This window comes from Deinococcus yavapaiensis KR-236 (genome assembly GCF_003217515.1).
GTDB classification, from domain to species: Bacteria; Deinococcota; Deinococci; order Deinococcales; family Deinococcaceae; genus Deinococcus_A; species Deinococcus_A yavapaiensis.
This window is the reverse complement of sequence record NZ_QJSX01000008.1, coordinates 177,859-194,358: the sequence shown is the minus strand read 5'-3', so window position 1 is coordinate 194,358 and position 16,500 is coordinate 177,859. Positions and strand designations below refer to the sequence as shown.

General features: G+C 64.7%; 13 protein-coding genes. 5 read left to right on the top strand and 8 right to left on the bottom strand.

What is annotated here, in order from left to right; translation table 11 throughout:
- Nucleotides 1–8 precede the first annotated feature (8 nt).
- Both DES52_RS11830 and DES52_RS11825 read right to left on the bottom strand, forming a co-directional pair.
- On the bottom strand, nucleotides 9–710 hold the full coding sequence (locus DES52_RS11830) for an ABC transporter ATP-binding protein (RefSeq protein ID WP_110887016.1): 702 nt from the start codon (nucleotides 708–710) through the stop codon (nucleotides 9–11).
- Nucleotides 707–1,453 (bottom strand): ABC transporter ATP-binding protein, encoded by a 747-nt coding sequence (locus DES52_RS11825; RefSeq protein ID WP_110887015.1) that lies wholly within the window; start codon nucleotides 1,451–1,453, stop codon nucleotides 707–709. Before DES52_RS11825 ends, DES52_RS11830 begins: the two co-directional genes overlap by 4 nt.
- A 385-nt stretch (nucleotides 1,454–1,838) precedes the next feature.
- Here DES52_RS11825 and DES52_RS22560 point away from each other — a divergent pair, with 385 nt between their 5' ends.
- From DES52_RS22560 to DES52_RS11810, 3 genes are all read left to right on the top strand, one after another.
- Complete coding sequence (locus DES52_RS22560) at nucleotides 1,839–2,066, top strand: hypothetical protein (RefSeq protein ID WP_146237269.1); 228 nt, start codon at nucleotides 1,839–1,841, stop codon at nucleotides 2,064–2,066.
- Nucleotides 2,067–2,238: 172 nt separating this feature from the next.
- Nucleotides 2,239–2,520: a DUF4242 domain-containing protein gene (locus DES52_RS11815; protein ID WP_110887013.1), complete on the top strand. Its 282-nt coding sequence runs from the start codon at nucleotides 2,239–2,241 to the stop codon at nucleotides 2,518–2,520.
- Between the two features lie 913 nt (nucleotides 2,521–3,433).
- Nucleotides 3,434–4,066, top strand: a complete 633-nt coding sequence (locus DES52_RS11810; RefSeq protein WP_110887012.1) for a hypothetical protein — start codon at nucleotides 3,434–3,436, stop codon at nucleotides 4,064–4,066.
- 21 nt (nucleotides 4,067–4,087) lie between these two features.
- Here the strand turns inward: DES52_RS11810 and DES52_RS11805 are convergent, their stop codons facing one another.
- The 6 genes from DES52_RS11805 to DES52_RS11780 form a co-directional block, all read right to left on the bottom strand.
- Nucleotides 4,088–4,741, bottom strand: a complete 654-nt coding sequence (locus DES52_RS11805; protein WP_110887011.1) for a DUF1003 domain-containing protein — start codon at nucleotides 4,739–4,741, stop codon at nucleotides 4,088–4,090.
- A gap of 656 nt (nucleotides 4,742–5,397) precedes the next feature.
- Entirely contained in the window at nucleotides 5,398–5,736 is a 339-nt protein-coding gene (locus DES52_RS11800) for a DUF6176 family protein (protein WP_110887010.1), read from the bottom strand.
- Nucleotides 5,737–5,831: 95 nt separating this feature from the next.
- Nucleotides 5,832–8,687, bottom strand: a complete 2,856-nt coding sequence (gcvP, locus tag DES52_RS11795; RefSeq protein ID WP_110887009.1) for an aminomethyl-transferring glycine dehydrogenase — start codon at nucleotides 8,685–8,687, stop codon at nucleotides 5,832–5,834.
- Nucleotides 8,688–8,703: 16 nt separating this feature from the next.
- Nucleotides 8,704–9,072 carry a glycine cleavage system protein GcvH gene (gene gcvH / locus DES52_RS11790; protein ID WP_110887008.1) on the bottom strand — a complete coding sequence of 123 codons (369 nt, stop codon included), beginning with the start codon at nucleotides 9,070–9,072 and terminating at the stop codon, nucleotides 8,704–8,706.
- A 101-nt stretch (nucleotides 9,073–9,173) separates the two neighbouring features.
- On the bottom strand, nucleotides 9,174–10,238 hold the full coding sequence (gene gcvT / locus DES52_RS11785; protein ID WP_110887007.1) for a glycine cleavage system aminomethyltransferase GcvT: 1,065 nt from the start codon (nucleotides 10,236–10,238) through the stop codon (nucleotides 9,174–9,176).
- Between the two features lie 33 nt (nucleotides 10,239–10,271).
- Entirely contained in the window at nucleotides 10,272–12,404 is a 2,133-nt protein-coding gene (locus DES52_RS11780) for an O-linked N-acetylglucosamine transferase family protein (RefSeq protein ID WP_110887006.1), read from the bottom strand.
- A 118-nt stretch (nucleotides 12,405–12,522) separates the two neighbouring features.
- Between DES52_RS11780 and DES52_RS11775 the strand changes: the two genes are divergently transcribed.
- The gene (locus DES52_RS11775) at nucleotides 12,523–15,303 is read left to right on the top strand and encodes a transglycosylase domain-containing protein (RefSeq protein ID WP_110887005.1); all 2,781 of its coding nucleotides are present in this window, start codon (nucleotides 12,523–12,525) and stop codon (nucleotides 15,301–15,303) included.
- 37 nt (nucleotides 15,304–15,340) lie between these two features.
- The gene (locus DES52_RS11770) at nucleotides 15,341–16,498 is read left to right on the top strand and encodes an acyl-CoA dehydrogenase family protein (protein ID WP_110887004.1); all 1,158 of its coding nucleotides are present in this window, start codon (nucleotides 15,341–15,343) and stop codon (nucleotides 16,496–16,498) included.
- Nucleotides 16,499–16,500 lie beyond the last annotated feature (2 nt).

Here is a 16,500-nt window from a genome sequence, read left to right as displayed (position 1 = left end):
TCGAAACGTCAAACGCTCAGATAGCGCAAGAGGTCCGCTTCTCGCGCGGCCATGTCGGCCCGCGCGACTTCTTCGACGACCGCGCCGTTCACCATCACGTAGTGACGATCGGCGAGTCGCGCGGCGAACCGAAGGTTCTGCTCTACCAAGATGATGCTCATGCCCTCGTCGCGCAGCGTTTGAAGCATCTCCCCGATGCGCTGCACGATCACGGGCGCGAGCCCTTCGGACGGCTCGTCGAGCAGCAGCAACTTCGGCGCGCTGCTCAGCACGCGCGCGATCGCCAGCATCTGCTGCTCGCCGCCCGACAGCTTGCTGCCCGGGTGCCGACCACGTTCGCGCAACACCGGGAAGTGCTCGTAGATCTTGTCGAGGCTCCAACCGCCCGGTCGCTTCGGCGGCAACTCCAAGTTCTCGCGCACGCTCAACGTCGAAAGGATGCCGCGTTCCTCGGGCACCCATGCGAGGCCCACGCGCGCCACGCGGTGAGACGGGAGGCGCGTGAGGTCCTTGCCTTGGAAGGTGACGCGGCCCGTTCGCGAGCGCAATACGCCCATGATGCTCTTGAGGGTCGTCGTCTTCCCCGCTCCGTTGCGGCCCACGAGGCTCACGATCTCGCCGGACTTCACGGTGAGGTTCACGTCGTGCAGCACGTGTCCCTGCCCATAAAAGGCGTTGAGGCCCTGCACGTTCAGCAACGGCTCGCTCACGCGACCTCCTCGCCGAGGTAGGCCTCGATCACGCGCGGGTCGCGCCGCACGTCCTCGTAGGCGCCGCTCGCGAGGACGCTGCCGTACTGCAGCACGGTGATGCGGTGCGCGAGTTCCGCGACGACGCTCATGTTGTGCTCCACGAGGACCACCGTGCGTCCCCGAGCGACTTCCCGCACGAGACGAATGACGCGCGCCACGCCTTCCGAGCCCATTCCGGACGTCGGCTCGTCGAGCAGCAACACCCGCGGTTCTTGCGTGAGGGACAACGCGATTTCCAATTGGCGCTTCTCGCCGTGCGACAAGTCCGCCGCGAGGCGACCGGCGAGCCCCGTGAGGTGCACTTGTTCCAGCAGTTCGAGCGCTCGAGGCTCGAACTGCCGCATGACGCGCTCGGGCCGCCAGAATTGCGCCGGAAGCCCGCTGCGCGACTGCAACGCGACCACGACGTTATCGAGAACGCTCAGCGACGAGAAGACGCTCGAAATCTGAAACGAGCGCGACAAGCCGCGCCGCACGATCTCCTCGGGCGACAAGTGCGAAATCAACTCGTCGTAGAGGCGTACTTCACCGCGCGTGGGTTTGAGATAGCCGGACAGCAAGTTGAACAACGTCGTCTTGCCCGCCCCGTTGGGGCCGATAATCGCGTGAATTTCGCCTTCCTCAACGTCGAGGCTCACGTCGTTCGTGGCACGAAATCCCCGAAAGTCCTTGTAGAGTCCACGAGCAGACAATGCGATCATGGTGTCGTCCCGCGTCTTGACATAGCGCCTCCTCGAATCAATTTGTTATTTGTCGAAGCATATTGGAGGGTCGTTACACTCGTGTAACACCGCCGTCGGCGGCCCGGTCGAACGCCACGGAACTCTCCCTCGGCTTCAGCGCGGCGCCTCGGATGACGGGTGACGTTCGACATCCGTCTCGAAGGTTTCACCACCTTCCCGCCTCCCCTTCCCCGAACGCCGTTGCCTTGAGGGCGGCGCGGGGCAGGTCGAGGTCCCGCGTGTGGTGCTCGTGAAGCCCTACCTCGTCATTCGGTGGGCTCGGGCGACTTCAGCGGAGCGTCGTCCCGCAAGTGCTCGCCGGGTGTTACTTCGGGGTGACGAGTTGACGCTACACTTCGCGTCGATGCCTGCCTACCCCCTGTTCATCGTCACTCGGGACATCACCTCGGGATCGGAAATGTGGTTTCGAGTGCGCGCTCCTCAGGATGTCGAGGACACGTTTCGCAACGTCGCTCATGACGGGCGCTACCAAGTCATCGGCTGGGCCGAGATCGGCGGGGACGTCCGGACGGACTTCGAGACACTGCTGAACGAACACTCGTCGAGCACCCCTGACCCCGAGGCGGAGTAAGCGCGCGGTCACGCCAAAGACACGTGCTTCCTCTAGGGAACAAGCGTTCTCCCAGTCGCGCCTGGGTGTCGAACAGGAACGACGTGAAGAGAAAACAAAGATCGGGTTCTTTACAACGTCGTTGTTGAGGAGTCCTATAAATTCAAGCGAACAAAGCAAATGGAGGGTGGTCATGCCGAAGTACCTGATCGAGCGAAGAATGCCTGGCGTCGGGAACCTTTCGAGTGAAGACATGCGAGGGGCCGCCCAAACATCCAACAAAGTGCTCGCCGACATGCAACGCGATGGGAAGAACGTCCAGTGGGTGGAAAGTTACGTCACCGAGAACGCGATCCACTGTGTGTACATCGCTCCGGACGAGGAAGCGGTTCGAGAGCATGCCCGTACTGCTGGCTTTCCAGCGGACAACGTGCATCAAATCCGCGCCACGATCAGCCCGACCACGGCGGAGTGATAGAAGACGCGCGGTGAGCTTGGAGCTCCGAGCGACACGTTTGTCGGCCGACCGCGACCACGGCTCCCGTGGTCGCTTCCAGCTTGGCGTGAGGACAATTCCCCGAGGCGTGACACCCGAAGGGGAATGGCCTTCGCTCTTTATGACGCGCTCGAGGCAACCTCGACGTTCGCTCGCATTTTCACGCGAGGTTTTGCAAGGCGCCCGCAGGTGGCGTGGGAACGTCTGCGGCAAAGTGGATCGTTACGCTTCGAAACGCACGGTGTACACGAAGTCGGTCGCACGAGCCGTGTAATGCCCCCTGTCGACCTCCTGCCATTCGAGCACGCGCCCGTGGGCGGCTTCACACGCTTCCATGGCGGCTCCAAAGGACGCTGCCTGTCCGAAAAAGCGTGGGCTGGGTCGCGGGTGGTGCGAGCTGCGCCAGTACGCGATGGTCGGCATCGGGGCGCTCCCGCGCTGGATTGTCTGGTCGAGCACGCTCGGAGGATGAGGCGTGTTCTTCGAGCGTCTCTGGGTAAACCAGGTTCGCACTCGCCAGGATGGGATGAACGTGGACCGCCGTCTGGCAAATTGAAACCCGACCATTGCGTACTTCCTCCTCTTCCTAGATACAAGATGAAGTTAAAGGGAAGTTAAAGCGATTTCCTCATCCTCGGCGCTCCTCAAGCGGGCCCGTCTCCACCCCTCTCTCACACGAAGGCTTACGGGTGGTTCACCACTTCGACCTGGACAAGACGCGCCGGGCATTCGACGTGCCTCGTCTCGACCCGGTGAACACGACGAGGCCGTTCTTCCGCTTGACTCTCGCAGAGATCTGAGCCTTGGTGACGAACCACGCCGAGGTCGAATCCACCTTGATAAGGACCGCGAAACTCACCCCATGGCCGTCACGTCCCGACAAGGAGGAACCATGAAGAAACGCCTCGCCCTCCCCGCCTTCACCCTCGCCGTCACCGCCTGCTCGAACGCTCCCACCCCACCCGTGACCGGCAACGGCCACCTCGGCGATGCTCCGCTCACCCTCACGGGCCGTATCGTCAACTACGACCCGACGAGTGGAAACACTCTCAAGGCCTACTACGAAAGTGCCCTCGTCGCACAAACGAACGTCGCCGGTACCGGCGACTTCAGCGTTACCCTTCCAAAGCCCACCGCCACCCAACTCTTCGACAGCCAAGCCTTCAGCAGTTGCGGAACCAACCCCACCCTCTCCCGCAACATCACCGCCAGTGCTCCCGCGCCACAAGTGCAAACGCCAAGCCTCACCGTCGGCACGGACTTCCACTCCCTCGCCCGAACCACCGCCTCCACGGATACGTCCCCCGTCACGCTCGTCGTTTACACGTACGCCGACCAACCCGGCAGTATCAACGGCACCGTCGTCTGCCAAGTCAGTTCGGGAACGCGCACGATGAATTGGAACGCCACCTTCGAAAAAGGCTGGAATACCTTGATCGTTCGCTCCAGCAGCACGCTCGGAAACGTCACGTACAACTACACGGTCGAAGGCATCCCGAACGGCCCGACGTGGACCACCCTGTAGAGGGGAGGCGTCTGTGCGCCCCTACTTCGTTCCTTCAACGTCCCGGCCAATGTCGAGCGGCCGAGCGCGAACGCCGCGAAGAAACTCGTCCGCCTCGTCGCCGACTTCCCGTTCGCCGATCGTCTGCAATTCTTGCCGAGACAAGGCGTCGCCTTGCTCCACGTCCTCCATGACCTCCACGATCTTCTCGGGTCGCACGTTCTCCATCGCTTCGAGCAAGGGCGTTTCATCGCGAACCTCCACCCCGAGTCGCGCGGCGATCTCGTGTGTGAGGCGAATCAACTGCGTCAACTCGTGCTCGGTCAGCATGTTGATCTGCAAGTCCAGCTCGGCGCGGCGTGCGTCTGCCTGAGACATCCGGTTCTGGCTGATCAGCACGAACGTCGACAGGAAGATCGCCTCGAGCGATCCCAGCATCGTCAGCAAGCCGAACGGAAACGGATCGAACGGCTTGATTCCAAGGAAGCCGAGATTCACGATCACCCACCCGCCGATGATCAGAAGGTGCAGGTACACGAACGTCATGCTGCCCGTGAACCGCGTGATGGTGTCCGCTACACGGTCTTGCGTCGTTCGCCGCTTCTCCTGCTCCGCCCTCATTTCCGCGAGGGCGGCGACGTTGTGCTGAATGACCTCCGAGAAGGACTTGGGGGGCGACGAGGAAGGAGAAGCCATGCTTCCAAGGTGCTCCACACGTTCCCAGGTGTCGTGAAGAGAACCTGCACGTCCGTTTCGTCAAAACAACGGTACCGCTCGGAAGCGGTGAGGAGAAGACAGTTGGCCCGCGCGGGCAGGCGACCAAGCGGTACACCTTTTCGCCTCGTTCGAGCTGCCTGAACTCCACGCACCGATTTCGATGCAGCCTTTCAGAACCAGGGGTTTCAAGTGAACGCCGAAGGACGGATCACTTGGCATGACGGCCCTCCAAGCCGCCCCGCTTCAAGTGAGGACGCCCGCACAAGCCGAAGCCCTGCATCGTCATGACCTTCTCGGGCGGCTTGCACGAAACTTGAGCCCGCCGTTTCTTCAAATCGCCCTTGTTTCAGACTCGCGCGCTCGTGAGTCTGCCATCATCCGAATCTGGCGAAGCGATACGCAAGCGCACGGCTGGACGCAAAGTCATGCGCTCGAACGCCGACGTACTCGCCCACGATCCGCTGGCCGCTATGCTGAAAGGCGTCGAACCCGCGGTGCGGGCGGATCGCACGTCGCCGACTTCCTGCCGCTTCTGCCGCAAAAGCTCGGGGACTCGTTGGAAGTGCTCGACCCGCTTCAGACGAAATGGGTGACGACCGCCTCGTGATGACGCGGTTCCGCGCACCTACCGAACTTCAGCGAGCGAGCTCGTCGATACGGTTGAGGTCGACGAGCAGTTCGAGTTGCTTCCCGGATTCCCAAGTGTCGCGCTTGAACTGCTGGTGGTACGCGTCAATCTCGTGTAACGAGGTCTGAACGGCCGCGCGAGATTGCTCGAAGCTCTGGGCGGTCATGACGGCGATGAGGTAGTCGCCGTCGCTCGACTGCTCGAGGAAGAAGCATTCGAGGACGACGGTTTCGTCACGAAGCGTCGCGAGCGCTTCGGAGCGTCGCCACGTGATTTCCGCCGCCCACTCTCGAACGCGCTCCAAGCTACCCGGTTTGAGTTTGATGCGATGGGCGCGGGTTTCCATACCGGTTACCCTACCATTGCGAGTCGGCTTCGCGTCCGGGGTGAAACTCCACGACAAAGAGGCCTGTTCGTGACAGGCCTCTTTGTCGTTCGTTCTTACTGGCTGAACTCCAGTTCGGCGTACTCCTCGATGGGGGGGCAGGAGCAGAAGAAGTTGCGGTCGCCGTACACGTTGTCCACGCGGTTCACGGCGGGCCAGTACTTCGCGGTTCGCGTGTGCCCCGTCGGGAAGACGGCTTGCTCGCGCGAGTACGCGCGGTCCCAGTTCGCGTCCACGAGGTCGTCCATCGTGTGCGGGGCGTGCCTCAGCGCCGTCTCCTCGGCCTTGATGAGGCCGTCTTCGACTTCGCGAATCTCACGGCGAATGGCGACCATGGCCTCCACGAAGCGGTCCAGTTCTTCTTTGGGTTCGCTCTCGGTAGGTTCGATCATGAGGGTGCCGGGCACGGGGAAGCTCATGGTGGGCGCGTGGAAGCCGTAGTCCATGAGGCGCTTGGCGATGTCTTCCTCGGTGATGCCCGTCGCCGCCTTGAGAGGCCGGATGTCGATGATGCACTCGTGCGCGACACGACCGTTCTGGCCCTTGTAAAGCACGGGGTAGTGTCCTTCGAGCTTCTTGGCGATGTAGTTCGCGTTCAGAACGGCGACTTCCGTGGCGCGCCTGAGGCCCTTGCTGCCGAGCATCTGGATGTAGAGATACGAGATCGGCAAGATGGCGCCGCTGCCGTACGGAGCGGCGCTGACGGCGCCCGTCTCGCTCTCGCCCAAGCTGCGAACGGCGTGGTTCGGAAGGAAGGGCGCGAGGTGCGCCTTCACGCCGATGGGACCCATGCCGGGCCCGCCGCCGCCGTGCGGAATGGCGAAGGTCTTGTGGAGGTTGAGGTGAGACACGTCCGAGCCGATAAGGCCGGGCTTGGCGAGACCGACTTGCGCGTTCATGTTCGCGCCGTCCATGTACACCTGCCCGCCGTGTCGATGAACGACGTCGCACACTTCCTTCACGTGCTCCTCGTACACGCCGTGCGTGGAGGGGTACGTGATCATCAAGGCGGCGAGGTTCGCCGAGTGCTGCTCGGCTTTCGCCCGAAGGTCCGCGAGGTCGATGTTACCGTCCTCGTCCGTCTTCGTCACGACGACCTTCATGCCCATCATCGCGGCGGACGCGGGATTCGTGCCGTGCGCGCTCGACGGGATGAGGCACACGTCACGGTGCCCTTCGCCGCGCGCCTCGTGGTACTTGCGAATTACCAAGAGGCCCGCGTACTCGCCTTGCGCGCCCGAGTTGGGCTGCATGGAGACGGCGTCGTATCCGGTGATGTCGGCGAGCCAGCTTTCCAGGCGACCGATCATCTCGGCGTATCCGGTCGTCTGGTCGCTTGGCGCGAACGGGTGGATGTTCGCGAACTCCGGCCACGTGACGGGTAGCATCTCGGAGGTGGCGTTGAGCTTCATCGTGCACGATCCGAGGGGAATCATGCCGTGGACGAGGCTGTAGTCCTTGTTCTCGAGGCTCTTGAGGTAGCGCAGCATGGCGCTTTCAGAGCGGTGCGAGTTGAAGACGGGATGCTGCAGGTACGGGGACGTGCGGACGAGGTTCGCGGGAATGCCGCTCGTGGCGTCGTCGTGGAACTCGACTTGCCGACCCGTCACGACTTCGAGGAGGTCCGTGACGTCGCTCGGCGTGGTCGTCTCGTCGAGCGAGATGCCGACCCTGTTTCCGTCGAAGCGCACGTTGATGCCCTTCGCGAGGGCGCGTTCGCGAACGGCGTCCGTGTCGCTCGCCTCGAAGGTGAGGGTGTCGAAGAACGTCTCGTTGACGCGCAGCCCGGCGTTCGTCAAGCGCTTGTGCAAGATGCCCGTGAGGCGCTGAACGCGCTCGCCGATCGTCCCGAGTCCTTGCGGACCGTGGTAGACGGCGTACGCGGCGGCCATGTTGGCGAGCAGGGCTTGCGCGGTGCAGATGTTGCTGGTGGCCTTCTCGCGGCGGATGTGCTGCTCGCGCGTCTGCATGGCCATGCGCAAGGCCGTGCGACCCCGAGCGTCCTTCGAGACGCCGATGACGCGGCCCGGCATGGAGCGCTTGAACTCGTCCTTGCACGCGAAGAACGCGGCGTGCGGCCCGCCGAACCCCATCGGGACGCCGAAACGCTGCGAGTTGCCGACGACGATGTCCGCGCCCATCTCGCCGGGGCTCTTCAGGACGGTGAGGGCGAGGAGGTCCGTCGCGACGATCGCGAGGGCGCCGCGTGCGTGAACGGCGTCCACGATCGGCGCGAGGTCGCGCACGACGCCGTACGTGCCGGGATACTGCATGAGGTACGCGAACGCCTCGGGAAGTTCACCTTCGGGATCGCCGACGACCACGTCGTAACCGAAGTACTCGGCGCGCGTCCGCACGACGTCCAGCGTCTGCGGGTGCACGTCGTTCGCGACGAAGAACGCGTTGCTCTTGCTCTTCCCGACGCGCTTGGCGAGCGTCATCGCCTCGGCGGCGGCCGTCGCTTCGTCGAGGAGGCTGGCATTCGCGACTTCCATGCCCGTGAGGTCCATCACGACTTGCTGGAAGTTCAGCAGCATCTCCAAGCGGCCCTGGCTGATCTCCGCTTGGTACGGCGTGTACGCGGTGTACCAGCCGGGATTTTCGAGGATGTTGCGCAGAATGACGGCGGGCGTGAGCGTGCCGTGGTACCCCATGCCGATGTACGAGCGCGTCACGCGGTTCTTGCTCGCCAGGGCCTTGAGCTCGCTCAGGGCCCGCGCTTCGGGAACAGGCGCGCCGACGTTCAAATCGCCCTTGAAGCGGATGCTTTCGGGCAAGGTCGTCTCGACGAGTTCCTCCAAGTTGTCCACACCAAGCGCTTCGAGCATCTCCTGCTGTTGCTGCTCGTTGGGGCCGATGTGGCGCGTGAGGAAGTCGTCTTGTTGAAGGAGTTCTTGCAGAGGTTTGGTCATGGTCCTTCGTTCTCGCTTACTGAGCGATCTTCGCGTACTCGTCGGCGCTCATGGTGTCGCCGACCGTGTCCACGCGGATCTTGAAAAGCCAGCCGTTCTCGTACGGCCCCTCGTTGATGAGCTCGGGGCTGCCCGAGAGGCCGTCGTTCACTTCGACGATCTCGCCGCTGGCGGGGCTGTAGATGTCGCTGGCGGTCTTGACGCTCTCCACGACGGCGACCGTCTCGCCCGCGCTGACGACGCGGCCCACTTCCGGCAACTCGACGTACACGACGTCTCCGAGTTGGTCTTGCGCAAAGTCCGTGATGCCGACCGTGGCGACGTCCCCATCGACGCGAATCCACTCGTGGCTGGACATGTACTGAAGATCGCTGGGAATGTTCATAGTTGACTCCTGAGTCTAGGGCGAGGCGGGAAAACGAATTGCGGTTTATTGCAAGGACCGTCCACGCGCCTCCCCTGCGGGCATGGGGCGTGAATCCGGGCTTACTTTTTCAGGAACGGCAAGGCCGTGACCCTCGCGGGGTACTCCTTGCCGCGAATCTCGACCGTGAGTTCACCGTCTTCGATGCAGTTCGCGTCGATAAGCGCCATGGCGATCGGCACCTTGAGGGTCGGGCTCATCGAGCCGCTCGTGACGCGCCCGATGACTTCTCCCCCACTCTTGACGGGCGCTCCCTCGCGCGCGATGACCTTGTCCAGCGTGAGGCCCACAAGCTTGTGCCCGCTCGCCTTCTCGAGGATGTGCTCGCGTCCGTGGAAGGCCTTGTCCTTCACGGCCCACGTGTAATGGCTACTGAGCGGGTGGATGTCGTCGCCGAACTCGTGCCCGTACAGCGGAAAGCCCGCTTCGAGACGCAGGGTATCGCGCGCGCCCAGCCCGGCGGGCGTGAAGCCCACGGCGAGAAGCTTGTCCCACACGACTTCGGCCTCGTCGGCCTTCACGAAAATCTCGAAGCCGTCCTCACCCGTGTACCCCGTGCGGGCCAGCATCACGTCGAAGTCGAAGAGGGTCGCCTTGAAGACGCTGTTCTTCTTCTTGGACGAGAGGTCGAGGTCCGCGTGACGCTGCAGCAATTCGGCCGCCTTCGGGCCTTGCACGGCGAGCAGACCCCACGCGTCGCTCTCGTTCACGAGATTCACGTCGAAGCGCGCCGCGATTCCTTGCAAATGCGCGAAGTCCTTGTCGACGTTGGCGGCGTTCACGACGACGAAGTACTCGCCCTCGCTCAGCATGTACACGTAGATGTCGTCCACGAGACCGCCACGCTCGTTCGGCAGAAGGTTGTACTGCGCGCGGCCCGGCTTGAGCTTGCCGACGTCGTTCGTCGTCGCGAACTGCAGGAAGTCCAGCGCCTGCGGTCCCGTCACGCGAAACTCGCCCATGTGCGACACGTCGAACACGCCCGCACCTTCGCGAACGGCGTGGTGTTCGGCCATGACGCCCGCGTACTGCACGGGCATCGCGTACCCCGCGAACGGCACGATGCGCGCGCCCGCTCGAACGTGCGCGTCGTGCAGCGGTGTCCTCTTGAGGTCTTCTTGGCTCACGCGTTCAAGTCTAACACCGGGAACTAACAGGTGTTAGGCGCGGCGGCCTTGCGCGTCGATCGATCGAACCACCTCCTCGAAGTACGCTTCGAACGCCCGCACCGTCGCCTTCTCGAGAGTCAAACGGTGGGCGTTCTTGCTGATGGTGGCGCGCGTGAACGCACGGCGAACCGTCGGATGAGCGAGTTCGACGGCGCGCTCGACGTACGCGTCGAGGTCCGGCACGACGCAGGCGTCGGCTTCGACGGCCCGCAGCATGGCGCCCGTGTGACGTTCACGGTTGAAGCGTCCTTCTCTCGTCACGACCGGCGTTCCCATGGTGAGGGCGGCGATGGAGGTGGTGTAGCCGGTGTAATACGGAGGGTCTAGCACGACGTCGACGAGTTGCAGCACGCGGTTGTAGTCGTCGCCGGACAAACGCGGCAGCATCACGACGCGCGCGCAGGCGTCACCGAGGTTGTGGCCCAGGCGCTCGAGCAACTTCTCGGATTGCGAGGCGTTCTCGCCTTGAATCAAGACGAGGTGCCCCTCGGGGTCGCGGCGCAGCAGCGTTTCGAAGAGGGCGTCGATGTCCGGGTGGAACTTGAACAAAGCTTGCGGACAGGCGTACAAGCGTCCTTCGGGCAAGCCCAAGTCGGCGCGCGTCTTGCGCGACGGCGGCGTCTGCTCCACGTAGTGGGTCAAGGTGGCCGTGCCGGGAAGCCGAACCAGCCGTTCGCTGTACTGCGCTTCGAATCCGTCGGGGTCCATCTCGGGCGTGGACACGAAGTCGTCCATGGTGTCGATGCCCGTCGTTTCCGGGTAGGAGATGGAGGTGCCTTGAACGCGGGCGAGGCGAGCGAACGCGAGGAGGTACTCGAGCGCGTCGGCGTTCGGCTCGGCGTACTGCAAGACGTCCAAGGCTCGCTGCGCGACGATCTCGCGCGCTTGTTCGAGTTGGCGCGGCAGCATCACGAACTCGTCGGCGGCTTCGAGGAGCGCCCGCGCCACGGGGCTGTCGGGTTGACGCAACGGGCCGAGCGCGAGGACCGTCACGTGGAAGCGTTCGCGGTCGAGGTTTTGAATCAAGCCGAGCCACTGCTTCGTGGGGCTGGAGTTGCCCCACATGAACGACAAGAAGCCCACGCGGATCTTGCCTGGCGCTCGGGGAGCGGTGACGTGCGGCGCGGTGTACGTCAGTTCGGGGCTGGCTTCACGCAGCAGCGCCGCGAGATCTCGGCGCAACGCCAAGTTGTCCTGCCCGTGGTAGGCGAGCATGAACGGCGGGCCTCCGACGGCGACGAGCGGCAACAGCTTCTCCCCTTCTCGGACGCGTTCGCGCAGTTCGTCCAGGGTGGCGCGCAGGAACGCGCGTGCTTCGTCGATTTCGCTCGCGGCGTCTGCCACGACGGGCAGGCTCAGCGCACGGTGCAGGCGCCACGACGCGCGCCGCTCGGGCGGCAGGTGGCGCTCGGCTTCCTCGGCGGCCCCCTTGGCTTCGTCGTGGCGGCCCGCTTCGAGCAACGCGTCGGCGAGGGTGACGTGCAAGTCGGGGTGCGTGGGGTGGTGACTCAAGCCTTCCAGGCACACCTCCACGGCTTCGGAGAAGCGACCGAGCTTGAACAGCGCGACCGCGTACACGGTCCATCCCACGGGATCGGCGGGCTGAAGACGCCGCAAAGCCTCGGAGAGGGTCGCGGCGCCCCCGAGAAGGTCGCGCGCGAACAGTTGGGTGGCGGCGAAGCTCAGGATGCGTGCGCGTTCGGCGTCGTTCTTGGCGAGGCTCGCCGCGTACTGGAAGACGCGAAGGCCGTCGGCTTCGTGGCCGAGTTGCAGCAACGCGATGGCGAAGTTCACGGCCGTTTGCGGCGACGGCTGGACTTGCAAAGCTTCTTGCAGGATGCCCGCCGCTTGCGCGACGCGTCCTTGGTTCATCACGGCCGCGCCGAGGTACCGAAGCAAGTCGGGCTGCTTCGCATCGAGCCGTAAGCCTTCGCGCGTGACCTCCTCGACGCTTCCCCACTGTCCTCGCTCGGCGAACACCTGCGCGACGAGGAGCCGCGCTTGCACTTCGTCGGGGCGCTCGACGAGAAGCGCTTGGCCGCGCTCCAGCAACGCGTCGTGCTGTTTGCGGCGGTGCAAGTCGAGCATTGAGGTCAATTCGGGAGACGGCGCGGGAGAAGTCATATCTTCATTTCATCACACTTTCCGAACGCATTTTTCACCGTGCGTTCGTCGCCAAGGGCGTCGAGCTTCTCATGAGAAGCCGGGAACTTTCGTCAGTTCCCTCGCGTAGAATGCCTCGATGCGTTTTCTGACCGGAACGGTTCTCACCTTGCTGCTCGGTGTCGGGGCGGTGACGGGCGGCGTCATGTTCTGGGGCCGCGACCTTCCGCCCGTCGACAGCCTCGGCGCACTGGAGTTCGGCGGAAAGACGCAAGTCTTCGATCGCTCCGGGCAGTTCGTGGGCACGTTGTCCCCGAAGCTCGGCGGCGGTGACCGCGCCAACCGGACGCTGCTGAAGGCGAGCGAGTTCAGCCCGTGGCTGAAGGCGGCCGTCGTCACGAGCGAAGACCGACGCTTCTACAAGCACCACGGTCTGGACTTCCAAGGACTGGCGCGCGCGCTGTGGAGCACGCTGCGCGGCGACCTCGAAGGCGGCAGCACCCTCACGCAGCAACTCGTGAAGAACACCATCCTCGCCGATCTCAACCAAGCGCGGACGGCAGAGCGAAAGGTGCGCGAGGCGATCCTCGCCTTTCAAGTCGAGCGAAACTTCTCGAAGGAGGAGATTCTCTCGGCGTACCTCAACGTCATCTATTGGGGCGCGGGCGGCGCGCGAGGCGACATCGTCGGCGCGCAGACGGCGGCGCGCGCGTACTTCGGCAAGGACGCCTCTCGGCTCGGCCTCGCCGAGAGCACCTACCTCGCGACGCTCATTCCAAGTCCACGGCGGTACTTCAATTACGCGGGCTACCGTCCGCTGATGCGCGACCTCTTGAACCGCATGGTCGAGGACGGCATGGTGACCAAAGCGCAGGCGGACGCCGCGTGGCGCGTGCCTCTACAGCCGGCGGGATGGCGCGTGCGGTACGACGGGCAGGGCAACGTCGTGTCGGCCACCCTCGTCGACAAGGACGCCAAGATCCGCAACATGCCCAAGCTCGAGGAAGGCAAGTACACGGCGTTCCTCGACGTCGTGCAAGACGACCTCGTGAAGCGTTTCGGCAGCAAGACGGTGTATTCGCGCGGAGGGCTGAAAGTGTACACGACGATGGACGTGCAGGCGCAAAACGCCGCGAACGTCGCGTCGCAAGAAGCAAACGTGCCGAGCGGCGCGACGCTGGGTCTCGCCCTCGTGCAGCCCTCCAGCGGAGAAGTGCTGGCCTTGGTCGGACAGAAGCTCGGCCCGGGCCGCGAAAGCGAGTGGAACAACGCCGTGGACGCCCGCCGTCAAGTCGGGTCGAGCGTGAAGCCCTTGCTGTACACCCTCGCGCTGGAAAAAGGATGGAAGCAGTCGGACACCGTTCTCGACGCGCCGATCTCGGGCGATTATCAGCCGCAGAACTACTCGGGGACGTACCTCGGGCGGCCCGTGACGTTGCGGTACTCGCTGGATCACAGTCTCAACTTGCCGACGGTGCGGCTCGCGCAGCAAATCGGCGTGCGCGCCTTGGAAAACAAGGTGCGCGCGCTCGGCCTCACGCCGCCGCCCGACGCGGGCTTGTCGCTGTCCATCGGAACGTTGGAAGCGAGCCCCTTGCAGATGGCGCTGGCGTACGCGACGTTCGCGAACGGCGGGACGTACCACGAACCGACCTTCGTGAAGCGCGTCGTGAACGCCGACGGCAAAGAGCTCGCTTTGCCGAAGGCGGCTTCGCGGCGTGTGTGGAGTCCGCAAGTGGCGTACTTGGGGTTGGACATGCTGTCGGGCGTCGTGAACGACCTCGGCGCTCGGTCGGGCGGCCTCGCGTGGCGAGCGCGCATTCCCGGCTGGCAAGTCGGCGGCAAGACGGGTACGACGAACGACGTGAAGGACTTGTGGTTCGCGGGCGTCACGCCGAGCGTGGCGGGCGCCGTGTGGGTGGGTCGTCAAGCTGGCGGAGCGATGCCGCTCAACAGCTACAGCGGTGAGATCGCCGCGCCGATTTGGCAAACTGCCGTGGCGGGCACGTTGCGAGGTCGGCCCGTCGTGGCGTTCGAGAAGCCGAGCGACGTGACCTTCAACTGGGTGCGCGGCGTGAACATGGCTTTCGTCCAGGAAGCGGCGGCGCGAGGCGGCGTCGTGCAAGGTTTGCGCGACTTCTTCGGAGGGCGTTCGAACCCGAATCGCACGTCGTCTCCCACGCCAAAGCCGCAAGCGTCCCAGCAGCAAGCCACACGCGAGCAGGAGCAGCGGCGGCAAGCTCAGCAGGCGGCCCAGCAAGAGGAGGCGCGGCGCCAAGCCGAGCAGCAGGCAGCGGCGCGGCAGCAAGCCGAGCAACAAGCGGCGCAAGAAGCCGCTCGGCAGCAGGAACTGCAACGGCAAACCGAAGAGCAGGCGGCACAGGAAGCCGCTCGGCAACAGGAGTTGCAACGCCAAGCCGAGCAGCAAGCCGCGCAGGAAGCCGCCCGGCAGCAGGAACTGCAACGCCAAGCCGAAGAGCAGGCTGCGCAGGAAGCCGCTCGGCAACAGGAACTGCAACGCCAAGCCGAAGAGCAGGCTGCGCAGGAAGCCGCCCGGCAGCAGGAACTGCAACGCCAAGCCGAAGAGCAAGCCGCGCAGGAAGCCGCTCGGCAACAGGAACTGCAACGCCAAGCCGAAGAGCAGGAACGACAGCAGCAGGAACTTCAAGATCAGTCGTCGCAGGACGGCCTACCCGACTTGCCCGACGTGACGCCGACGCCCGACACCCAAGATCCGACCGTGGTTCCCGTTCCGGACGACGTGCAGCCCCTTCCGCCGAGCGACGAGGCTCCGGACGGTGACGTGTCGCAGGAGCCTCGAGGTGAGGACTTCCCCGAGCCGAACGGCACGATCGAGGACTCGCCGCTCGGCGAGTCGGAGCCGTACGTGCAGTCGCCGGACGCGCCACCCGCTCCTTGATCCTTCACGGCGGAGGCGCGCCTGCTAGCATGACCGCATGCTGGACTTCCTGTCGGTCCGCGCGCTTCTGACTTCCGACGAGCGCGCCGTGTGGGACGTGACGCGCGACTTCGTCACGAACGAGGTGCTGCCGCACGTGGGCGGCTGGTGGGACGAGGACGGCGCTCCTCGCGATCTCCTGCGAACGTTCGGGCGGCAGGGGCTTCTCGGCCCGACGCTTCCCGAGGCGTACGGCGGGTCGGAATCGACGCAAAACGCGTACGGCGCGGCGATGTACGAGTTGGAGCGGGCCGACTCGGGCTTGCGCAGCCTCGCGTCCGTGCAAGGATCGCTCGTGATGGGGCCGATCTACCGCTTCGGGAGCGAGGACTTGCGGCGGCGCTTCCTGCCGGGCCTCGCGAGCGGTGAGCTCGTCGGGTGCTTTGGGCTCACGGAGGAGGGCGGCAGCGATCCGGGCGCGATGCGGACGCGCGCCGTACGTGACGGAGACGCCTACGTCCTGAACGGTTCGAAGGTGTGGATCACGAACGCGCCGCACGCGGACGTCGCCGTGGTGTGGGCGCACGTGGCCGGTGAGGGCAAGGTCGGGGGCTTCGTGGTGGAGACGGACACGGCGGGCTTCCGAGCGCCGAAGATCGACGGGAAGCTGAGCTTGCGGACGTCGGTGACGGGTGAGATCGTGCTGGAGGACGTGCGCGTGCCCGCCTCGCACCGCTTAGAGGGCGCGAGGGGCCTCGGGGCGCCGCTGTCGTGCCTCACCGACGCCCGCTTCGGCATCGCCTGGGGCGCGCTCGGGGCTTTGGAGACGGTGTTCGAGACGGCGCGCGAGTTCGCCTCGGGGCGCGTGACGTTCGGCTCGCCGATCGCGTCGCGTCAACTCGTGCAGGAGAAACTCGCGCGAATGCTGGCCGATCACGCCAAGGGACTGCTGCTCGCGTGGCGCATCGGGGTGTTGAAGGAGGCGGGGCAGCACACGCACGCCCAAGTCAGTCTCGCCAAGCGCGACAACGTCCGAGCCGCTTTGAACGCTGCGAGAAGCGCGCGGGAAGTGCTCGGCGCGAGCGGCATCACGACCGCCTACCCTGTCATGCGGCACCTGCTCAACTTGGAAACGGTCGACACGTACGAGGGCACGCACGACATTCACACCCTCGTCCTCGGACGCGAAATCACCGGAATCAGCGCGTTCGGCTGATC

Bases quoted from the DNA above. Each gene is read 5' to 3' on its own strand.
- DES52_RS11825 (WP_110887015.1), bottom strand. From the start codon at position 1,453: ATGATCGCATTGTCTGCTCGTGGACTCTACAAGGACTTTCGGGGATTT.
- DES52_RS22560 (WP_146237269.1), top strand. From the start codon at position 1,839: ATGCCTGCCTACCCCCTGTTCATCGTCACTCGGGACATCACCTCGGGA.
- DES52_RS11815 (WP_110887013.1), top strand. From the start codon at position 2,239: ATGCCGAAGTACCTGATCGAGCGAAGAATGCCTGGCGTCGGGAACCTT.
- DES52_RS11810 (WP_110887012.1), top strand. From the start codon at position 3,434: ATGAAGAAACGCCTCGCCCTCCCCGCCTTCACCCTCGCCGTCACCGCC.
- DES52_RS11805 (WP_110887011.1), bottom strand. From the start codon at position 4,741: ATGGCTTCTCCTTCCTCGTCGCCCCCCAAGTCCTTCTCGGAGGTCATT.
- DES52_RS11800 (WP_110887010.1), bottom strand. From the start codon at position 5,736: ATGGAAACCCGCGCCCATCGCATCAAACTCAAACCGGGTAGCTTGGAG.
- gcvP (WP_110887009.1), bottom strand. From the start codon at position 8,687: ATGACCAAACCTCTGCAAGAACTCCTTCAACAAGACGACTTCCTCACG.
- gcvH (WP_110887008.1), bottom strand. From the start codon at position 9,072: ATGAACATTCCCAGCGATCTTCAGTACATGTCCAGCCACGAGTGGATT.
- DES52_RS11780 (WP_110887006.1), bottom strand. From the start codon at position 12,404: ATGACTTCTCCCGCGCCGTCTCCCGAATTGACCTCAATGCTCGACTTG.
- DES52_RS11775 (WP_110887005.1), top strand. From the start codon at position 12,523: ATGCGTTTTCTGACCGGAACGGTTCTCACCTTGCTGCTCGGTGTCGGG.
- DES52_RS11770 (WP_110887004.1), top strand. From the start codon at position 15,341: ATGCTGGACTTCCTGTCGGTCCGCGCGCTTCTGACTTCCGACGAGCGC.